The 1,904-nt window shown below is 38.0% G+C and carries 2 protein-coding genes and 1 pseudogene; all 3 read left to right on the top strand.

The window, feature by feature from the left end; translation table 11 throughout:
* Positions 1 to 1,071, top strand: a pseudogene (locus tag H5079_RS18085) (hypothetical protein); the annotation flags it as partial.
* Positions 1,068 to 1,481, top strand: a complete 414-nt coding sequence (locus H5079_RS18080) for a DUF2523 family protein (RefSeq protein ID WP_182684614.1) — start codon at positions 1,068 to 1,070, stop codon at positions 1,479 to 1,481. The pseudogene H5079_RS18085 and the gene H5079_RS18080, both read left to right, overlap by 4 nt.
* A partial coding sequence (locus H5079_RS18075) for a zonular occludens toxin domain-containing protein (protein WP_310736341.1) occupies positions 1,481 to 1,904 on the top strand: 424 nt, incomplete at its 3' end. The genes H5079_RS18080 and H5079_RS18075, both read left to right, overlap by 1 nt.

Here is a 1,904-nt window from a genome sequence, read left to right as displayed (position 1 = left end):
TTGTATAAAATTGCCGTCCCTATTCAGCCTCAGCCAACTGACCCAAGTGAGCCAACATTTATGTGTGCAAAACCATTGGGTGATGAACCAGAACCAGAGCCAGAAAAAGATCCTGATTGCCCAGACCCAACCGACAATGACCCGTTTGTTTTTGGTAGTGGTGGCGGTCAAACGAGTGTTTGCTTTCCTGCACCTAATGGCCGTCAATGTGAAATAAAAACTGATGCTTACGGTGGTTATAACATCCCTGTTTCTTATGGTTCGGCTGAGCCAACAACCTGCGTTCCTGACCCCGACCCGGAACCCGAACCTGAGCCAGAGCCAACACCTGACCCAGAAAAGCCAGATGATAAAGATGACCCGACACCTACGCCAGACCCTGATAATCCGGAACCGCCAAAAGATGCCGATGATTCTGACCAAACTGATATTTTAGACGCAGTTAATCAAGTTAACGACAACCTTAACGTTATTAATGACAATATGAATTTAGGCATAGAAACGCATACTGAACGATTAGATAGGATGGCTAAAGAGACTCAAAACTCTAATGAGCTTTTAGGCTCTATTAAGCAAAACACTGCATCTACAACTTTGAACACTGGCAAAACAATTCTAGAAATTGGTAAAACCAACACTATTTTAGAGGGTGTTAAAACTGTTCAAACTGAGGGTGTAAAGTTACATGGTGAGGGCGTTAAGTTATTAGATGAAATTAAAGAAAATACAAAAAAAGATGAATTCACATTCACATCAGGCGGTAGGATGGCTGGCGGTTTAGATTCTGTGTTTACATTTGAGGAGATGGCTCAATTTGATAAATTTATTGAAAGTGCAGAAAAACGAAGGTTTAAGTTAATTGATGATATAAAAAAGGAATCTGAAACATTATTTACAATAGACCCTAATCTAAATAACCAGTATGAGCAAAGGCTTGAAACAATAAAAGGTGTTCAGGTTGATTTAGGTTTATCAAGGTTCTCAGATTTTTTTAAGTTAATTGCTCCAGCAATATTATTGGCTGGAACACTAACGGGTTTGTATATACTTTTAGGGAGTAATAGAGAATGAATATTAAATTTATTTTTTTAATTTTGCTTTTTATACCTTCAATAGCTTTTGCAGATGAAGTTAAAACATATGAGGGCTTAGCTGGCTTAGCGTCTGCTATTGGTGTGTTTTTTACAGATATATGGGAGTTTTTTAATTCTGATTTACCGACTTTTATTGAAAGGGCTATGCAGTGGATTTTAAAAGAAGCTACTTTGTTTATGATTAACGCGCAAATAGAATCTATGGAGTTTGCTTGGTCTGTTGCTAAATCAGTTATGGAGAGCTTTCAAATATCTTCTAAAATTACCGCTGCATCAAGTGCTTTGCCACCTGACGTTCAAGCTGCTGTAGTTGATATGCGTTTATTTGATGCCGTAAATATTATTATTCAAGCGTATATAAGTCGTTATGTACTAAGGTTTATATAATGGCTAGTTCAATATTTCACGGTGCGCCAGGTTCTTTCAAGTCAGCTAGTGCTACTTGGTTTGAAGTGTTACCAGCACTTAGAAAAGGTCGCTTAGTTGTTACTAATATCGAAGGTATTTTACCGCTCGAAGAGATAGAAACCGAGTTACAAGAAACATTTCCAGAAACAGCTCAACTATGGCGTTTATCATCACAAAATAGCGAAGGGCAAAGTCTTTGGCGAAATTGGTATCACTGGATGCCAACGGGTGCATTAGTTTTAATTGATGAAGTGCAAGACGTTTACCCAACCGAAGCAACGTTTAAACCTGAATCTTGTAACTATAAACACATAGACACTTACAAGGATTTGATACCCGAGCATTGGTATAAATATCACTATGAACAACTAGAAAAATTTAAACCTGAGAACTTAACCAGCG

It is taken from the genome of Pseudoalteromonas sp. SG44-5 (assembly GCF_014164175.1).
Classification (GTDB): domain Bacteria; phylum Pseudomonadota; class Gammaproteobacteria; order Enterobacterales; family Alteromonadaceae; genus Pseudoalteromonas; species Pseudoalteromonas nigrifaciens.
Note: the sequence above shows the minus strand (reverse complement) of the source record. Positions and strands in the feature narration are given on the sequence as shown.